Below are 7,672 nucleotides of genomic sequence, written 5' to 3'. Positions count from 1 at the left end.
AAAAATCCTGTGAAGCTAGCTTCACAGGATAGTAATTAATTATTTTATAATCTGTCAACCTATTTTAGGACGACTCAGTTATTATAAGTAACACTTAATCTAATTAAGCGTAATCTTCTTAATTATTTTGCTTCCAGTTTCTAAAGTCATGTCTATAATATAAACTCCCGAACTTAAATTTACTGTTGATATTCCAGAACTTAATTGTTGGATTGTTTGATCATGTAAGGTCATCACATTCTGACCTAACATATTAATTAAATTAATAGATTTCACATCGTCTTTTAATCCCTTGATATAAATATTATCTTCAATATTATTTGCATAGATTAAAACATTTTCTAATTCAAAATCATCTTCTGTACTTAATGTAGATCCATTATTAAACACGACCTTAAAACGAGTAGCATCTTCTCCTGCATCTGCTGTAAAATTATAATCACCGCTCTCTCTTAAATCGTGGTATACATTTTCTTGAGTATCCCACAAGTACAAGGCCTGTGACTCGTTAATATTTTCTAATCCTGCTAGTGAAATACTATAATTAAAGTTAGAATCACTGTTTAATACTAAATCCACTTCTTTATCTATAGTAATTGGAGAGAAAGCTTGTATAATGTACTTATCTCCATTAAGTATTGTAGCTAGGTCATTAGGGTTAAAATCATTAATATTTGAATCATATCCATAGTCAAAACCATCTGTTGTTTGATTACTAAACCCTAAAACCAATTCACGGCTTAAACCATTAGACACAGTAAATTGTAATCTTATTTTTTGAATTAAATCTTCGTTTGTTTCATTTGAATCGTTCCCAGTTCTAAGAAATACAGATCCATTAGCATATGTCCCATCTGCATCAGCTTCCTTCTTAAAAATCCTCTGATCATTTCTAAATATAACAGTACCTTTATTTTCTATTTCTGTAAAGAAACCTTGACCTACAGGTATGTATCTTGATGGTGTTTTAGTTCCATCTTGAGAACCGTTATTACCAAATTCACCTAAATGTTGATATGCTCTAACTCCAGCTGTTTTATTAACCATTGCATAACCACCTTGATAATCTTCGGCAACATGAGTATCTCCTGCCCATTGTTCCCAAAAATATATCTCTCCGCCAATAACCGAAGCATTATCATCTATAAATTCATGCACATCTATTGCAGATGGATAAGGGTTTCCTAACAAATACTCTGTTTTTGTTGTTCCTTCTACTGAACCCGCACCTCCGTTATCTACTGCTACTATATCAATATCTCCATTATTAGGCTTTCCTTCAAATATAAATTGAGTAGATTGCCCTGTTCCTTTTTGAGTATACCCAACTCCAGAATCTATTAAAGTCGATTGCGTTATATGATTCCAATCATAATAATCTATATTATTTTGAAATGTATACGTCCAATTTGTACTAATAGAAGCTGGTGTTGTAGCAGTTGGATTATTACTTGTAGTAAACTGTATATTTCCACTACCATCCTTAAGCATATCTAACCTAAACCCTAAGTTATTTGATGATGCACTTTGTGTACTAACTGGTGAGCTCCAAAAATTATATCTATGAAAACTACTTTGACCTTGCTGGCGTCTTAGTATTTTCCCTGCACTAGTAAGCGCTAAATCACTTTTTTCATTTTGTATCAATTGCGAATCACCTTCTAAATCAATTGTTCCATCTAATTCTAAATAATTAGTATTGTAAAGTAATTGATTGCTTTGAACTTTTAGCTCTGCTCCAGCATCAACAATTAACCCCATTATATTATGACTTGCGGTAGTTGATACTTCTGCATTATTACTTACTTGAACAATTGCCCAATCTTTATTTGGTAAGTTTTCAATATCCCACACATTACCATGCTCCCATGTTCCTTGTGTAGTCCAATTTCCTGTATTATTTGCAGTATAGGGCATTGGAGCGGTTTGCCCTTGCATTGACTCAATATTGAATAATGTTGCATTATTAGAATATAATGATTCATCATTGGTTATGTTATTAGAGATAGTGGTCATTGGAAAATAAGCTTGTAGATTAGCCCAGCTTATTTTACTATCCGTAATGACATCTGCTATATCTTTTGGAACAGAACCTCCCTTAACATTAGAACTATTTTCTTCTATTTCTTGATACACCATTTGTTGTATCTGACTCTCAGTTAGCTCAACATTAAATATTCTAACTTCATCTATAGCGCCTTTAAAATACGAATTTCCAAACCTCTCAGATCTTCCAATAGAGAAATCAGGATTTGTGTATGTAGCTGTAGTAGATATCATTCCTGAAGAAATAGAACTATTATTTTCTAATTCACCATCAACATATAATTTAAAATCTCCAGTAATACCAGAAAAAGATAATGTCACGTGATGCCATTCATTTTTAGTTAGAGCTGAAGCAGATAAACTATACGAAGTAGGACTTCCATCTTTTATAATACTAGCTTGTACACCTCCAGAAGCATCAACCCATATTTTAAACATATCCTGTCCAAAAATATATCCTTCTGAGTTAAAAGTTGCATCCAGTTTCACCCATGCCATCATAGTAGCATTTTGCCAACCGCTTAATTGTAAACTCGCTGCTATAACATAATCATCTACACCATCAAAATCTATTGTATAGTCTCCGCTTACAGAAGAACTAGCATCTCTAAAATCTAAATCTCCACCTGTAGCAGCATCTCCATCAAAATCTCCAAAAGAGTTAATTCTATCTGCTAAATCCCCAACAGAAACCTCATCATTAGTATCAAAGGAAGCATTAACAAAATCAAGATTATCATCTAAACCATCTTTATCAGTATCATTACCACTAAGTGTACTAGATTGTCCATTTTCATCAATATCTAAAATACCATCATCATCTGTATCTGTATCTAAATAATCTGGAGCATCAGCTCCAAAAGAGTTTATTGGCGTAACTCCTGCTCCATAATTGGTCCACATACCAATATTTCCACCTGTTGTTCTCACACTACCACTTGGCACTATATAAGCTGCTGTAGATTGTGCCTCAATATTATCTGGTATACCATCATTATCTACATCAATATCCACTTGTGCTTGACATATAAAACTATAAGCAAAGGTATCTAAACCATGAGGATCGTGCGTAGCAGCAGCTAAACCACCAGCAGTAACTATATGTCGTATTGATACAGTAGTTACGGGATCGTCTGTTACAAAACCTATTGTGTTTTCTATATTTTGCCCCATAGATACAGCACCTTGCAAAACACCATCTGCATCATACAGATTTACATTGCCAGTAGCATCATCACCAATATATGTACCACTAAAATATGCAATTAAATTGCCATCTGCATAAACTTCATAATTCATTGTTGAAGCATCAGGATTTGTATCGAAAGCATCGACAAAATCAAAACTAAAAGACCCAACAGGCTCAGTAAAATTAACATTAACCGTATAATAATCGCCCACTTGCGCACCAACTTCAGGATAAACATATACCCCATAATCTGTTCCTCCACCGGAAGTAAAACCGCCAGAGGTTGTTGTTCTAAATTGATGTATTTCGAAAGCTCTATATAGATAATTATGCTCAAAGTCCATAGTCCCATTAGCAAATGTACCTATACTACTAGTCGCAGATCCTGCTACCCATGATGAGGCAGGAAAACTATAATCTGAACTACCATTTAACACTGTTAATGGTTGCCCTTTAGCATACACTGCTTCTTCAAATCCAGATTCCTGATAGCCTAAGCCATTTGTATTAGCTCCAATAGTATAAACATCATAACCATACTTTGACCATGATATCTCATCAGATTCTGGAGAAGCTGCTCCTGAAATTGCCGGACATTCTACTGTATCTCTTATACCATCATTATCATCATCCACATCACGATAATCTGTAATACCATCATTATCGAAATCTGCTACTTGAGCAAAAGAGTGTATAGAAAAAAATATAGAAATTGTACATACTAGTACATGCGAAAAAAAGGTAGATTTTTTCATAGGTTAAATTGATTTGCGGGTCAATATTTTACTTCTAATTAATATTAGGTTAAATAGGTTATTTTAAGCAAAGTAACATATTGAAAAGCTAATGTAGGGGAATATTACTTTATGAAATTATTTTTATAGACGAAACGCATATATATCAGACAAAATACACATAAATGCAAAAAAACCAGTTTAAATAACTGTTAACACACTTATAATCAAGGTGAATAAAATTAACCAAACAACTCTATATTAAATATTATTCGGTTTATTATATAAAATCATAGATAAAATGCAAAAAACAGCATTTTTATGTTTTAAAAATACTGCTTTTTACGCTATTCTTTAAGAATGTAATATTCTACACTACAAGACTTTAATTCTTATGATCTTCTATTATTTCTTCATCTCTATATTTACAACAAGGATGAACAGTATTATAAGCTTCATCTGTTGCCTTAAGTGTTTTAGTATCATGACCTACTGATGTTATCTTTTTTCTAATAAGGTCAAGATTTGTTTTACGCTCATCATATATTAACTTGAGTTCATGTGTTTCAATGTTCCAAATTGCAGATTTCACTCCTTTTGTATTTAAACTCGCTTTCTCAATACGCTTTTTACACATCATACAAACGCCATCAACTTCTATTGATGCTTTTGCATTTTTATTTTGCGAAAATGCAGTTACGCTTAAAAGTATTACAAATACTAATATTATTGATTTTTTCATTTTATATTATTTTAATTTAAATCTTAATCCTGTATAATAACTTGTTCCAAAAATTGGCCCATATACAAACGTACTATCAAAACTTGAGCCAAATGGATCATTAGCTCCTAAAATAGGATTGTTTTGTTTTGTATTAGTTAAATTTTCTGTTCCTAAATATACTTCAAATTTTGGTGAAAACACTTTTGTTACCTGAGCATTTAATGTACTTATATTAGGAGAATACTCTGGCAACTGTAATTCTACAGGGTTTCCCTCTGTTGAAGAAAACCGTTGAGCACCTAACCAATTATAGGTAGCATCAAATTTCCATTGAGAATTATTTCGAATATCTGTCTCATAGGATAGATTAGCAAAAAACCGATGTTTAGGTGTTAATGGTTTTTCTAATTTACCAGAATTATACTTCGTTTTTACATCATAATTTTTATAAGCTAAACGCATATCTAAATGTTCGAAAAGCTCATAATTAAATTCAATTTGTAAACTATTAGCATAACTGTCTCCTTCTAAATTATAAAAGTTTACTTCTTGAGCATTTTCATAATCTACAACAACTTGATTTTTAAAATTAGTACGATAAAAATCTACTGTTACATCTCCTTTTCTATCAAACAATCTAAATCCTTGTAAAAAAGAGACACCATAGTTCCATGCAATTTCTGGATCTAAACCATATATTCTACCTTCAGTATCTAAAATATTTATTGATCTCGATGTTGAGAATAACTTTTGATTTTCAGCAAAAATATTTGCACTGCGTTTTCCTCTTCCAACAGAAGCTCTAAACACGCCCTTTTCCCAGGCTGTATATCTTGCATGTATACGAGGTGTAACAAATGTGCCTAATAAGTTATGATGATCTAATCTTACTCCTGCAGTTAAATTAAGCTTATCTAAATTATCAAAGTTGTATTCAAAAAAAGCTCCAATAGCATTTTCATTTCTATTAAAATCTGAAGCATTAACTAATTCCTTATAATTATCATAGGTGTAACTTATTCCTGTTTTTACTTTATGTCTTGAATCACTAATTATAGAATTATATATCACATTGGCATATAAACTATTATGTTTAATATTATATAGATTTAAACCAAAATAAGATTCTTGTCTATGGCTACTAAAAGCACTTTGAACACCTAAACTTTGCCAAGGCAATTCTGAATTAACATAGCCCAACTTAGCAGAAACTTCATAACGCTCGGTATCAATTTCACTTCCCCAAAAATTAGTTGTGCCTTTATCTCTCTTAGGATTAAAATCAATTTGACCTGCTTGTTTTTGATCATTTAAGTATTTCAAATTAATAAAACTTACAAAACCTTTTTCAGGGTTTGTATACTGCCAACGGTTCATAACATTTACTTGTTTTGCTAATGGAATATCTAAAAACAAATCGTTATTTCTATCAAACTTCTGTGTTCTAGAATTACCATGTAAATACAACCCAGTATCCCATTTATCGCTAACCTTAGTATTTATATGCGTATTTAACTCTAATCTACCATTTGCCGCTCCATAAGCATTTATAAACAGCTTATTATCTTTACTTGGTTTTACTAATTCTGCATTTATTTGCCCAGCAATACTTTCATACCCATTAACAACACTTCCTGCTCCTTTAGTTATTTGAATACTTTCTACCCAAGTACCAGGAATAAAACTTAACCCAAAAGCTTGAGATGCGCCTCTAATTGATGGGATATTTTCTGTCGCAATTAATAAGTATGGACTCGTTAAACCTAACATTTTTATTTGTCTTGTACCTGTAACAGCATCTGCAAAATTAACATCGATAGAAGGATTGGTTTCAAAACTTTCAGAAAGGTTACAACAAGCAGCTTTTAATAATTCATCACTATTAATGGTAAGAACATTTTGCGCTTGTAAATACGACTTGGCAGTCGCTTGTTTTCTAGAAGTAATACTCACTTCATCTAAAGTACTTGTCGGTTTTAAACTATGCTTTATATATTTATTCTCAGCTACTGTTATTGTATCCGTTTTGTAACCAACATAACTAATAATTAAAGTCTTATATTCCTCTTTATAAGGCAAAGAGAATTTCCCATCAAGATCTGTAACCGCACCAATTGTTGTATTTAACCAATAAACATTGGCTCCTGGTAGTTCTATTTGCTTATTTTCATCTTCAAAAACCACTCCTTTTAACTGCGTTTGTGTTAGCCCCAAAAAAGGTAACAACACAAATATGTATATCAATCTCTTCATTATATATACATTTTAATTAGCATAATAATTGCCATAATTATCATAATACTATTTTCAATAAAAGTGGCCTTGGTCATTGGTAATTTCAAAGCAGTACCTAAGCAAGCACATTGTATTACTTTTTTGTCTAAAAGCGCTTTTGTTACTCCAATAGTAGTTATTCCTAGAATAATAATAGTAGCTATTAAAGCAATAGGAATTTGAATTCTCATTAAAAATAATAGCCCTAAAATTAGTTCTATAAAAGAGTATATTTTAGCATACAACGGAATCGTATTAGCCAATGGATCATACATTTTAAAAGATTCTGAAAACCCTTTTATATCTATAATTTTAAAAAAACTAAATACAATATAAAACAGCCCCATAAAATCGAGCATAAAGCTATTCCAATCCCAATTTTCATAATGCAGTAAAACTGAAGCCATACTAATATAACCGAAAATTATAAATAATGGTTTTAATTGTTGGAGGTTGTTTTTTTCTTCTTTTATAGATTGTTTGTGAATCTGTTTTTCAGAAATAGAAAATTTTTCTGGTAATCCTTTTTGTAATTTTTCAATTGAAATGTATTGAGACATTTTAATAATCGCTTCTGCTTCACTTAAGTCAACCGAAGTATCTATTACATTATCTAAAGCATTCAAATGTTTTTCAACTGATGCCTTACAACCATTACAGGTCATACCTGTAACTGTATATTTATGTATCATGAATATTTTTTAA

General features: G+C 31.4%; 4 protein-coding genes. All 4 read right to left on the bottom strand.

All coding sequences use genetic code 11. From position 1 onward, the window contains the following. Positions 1–99: 99 nt before the first annotated feature. The 4 genes from Q0997_RS15090 to Q0997_RS15075 all read right to left on the bottom strand — a co-directional run bounded on the left by Q0997_RS15090 (position 100) and on the right by Q0997_RS15075 (position 7,659). Positions 100–3,990 (bottom strand): LamG-like jellyroll fold domain-containing protein, encoded by a 3,891-nt coding sequence (locus tag Q0997_RS15090; protein ID WP_299890266.1) that lies wholly within the window; start codon positions 3,988–3,990, stop codon positions 100–102. 364 nt (positions 3,991–4,354) lie between these two features. After that, the gene (locus tag Q0997_RS15085; protein WP_299890265.1) at positions 4,355–4,711 is read right to left on the bottom strand and encodes a heavy-metal-associated domain-containing protein; all 357 of its coding nucleotides are present in this window, start codon (positions 4,709–4,711) and stop codon (positions 4,355–4,357) included. 6 nt (positions 4,712–4,717) lie between these two features. Further along, positions 4,718–6,946 carry a TonB-dependent receptor gene (locus Q0997_RS15080; RefSeq protein WP_299890263.1) on the bottom strand — a complete coding sequence of 743 codons (2,229 nt, stop codon included), beginning with the start codon at positions 6,944–6,946 and terminating at the stop codon, positions 4,718–4,720. Then, on the bottom strand, positions 6,946–7,659 hold the full coding sequence (locus tag Q0997_RS15075; protein WP_299890261.1) for a heavy-metal-associated domain-containing protein: 714 nt from the start codon (positions 7,657–7,659) through the stop codon (positions 6,946–6,948). The genes Q0997_RS15080 and Q0997_RS15075 overlap by 1 nt, the downstream gene beginning before the upstream one ends. Positions 7,660–7,672 lie beyond the last annotated feature (13 nt).

Origin of the sequence: uncultured Lacinutrix sp., assembly GCF_947500325.1 — a bacterium.
In the GTDB taxonomy this organism is placed as follows: Bacteria; Bacteroidota; Bacteroidia; order Flavobacteriales; family Flavobacteriaceae; genus Lacinutrix.
This window is presented reverse-complemented; position numbering and strand designations above follow the sequence as displayed.

Coding starts and splice junctions, on each gene's coding strand:
- Q0997_RS15080 (WP_299890263.1), bottom strand. CDS start 6,946: ATGAAGAGATTGATATACATATTTGTGTTGTTACCTTTTTTGGGGCTA.
- Q0997_RS15085 (WP_299890265.1), bottom strand. CDS start 4,711: ATGAAAAAATCAATAATATTAGTATTTGTAATACTTTTAAGCGTAACT.
- Q0997_RS15075 (WP_299890261.1), bottom strand. CDS start 7,659: ATGATACATAAATATACAGTTACAGGTATGACCTGTAATGGTTGTAAG.
- Q0997_RS15090 (WP_299890266.1), bottom strand. CDS start 3,990: ATGAAAAAATCTACCTTTTTTTCGCATGTACTAGTATGTACAATTTCT.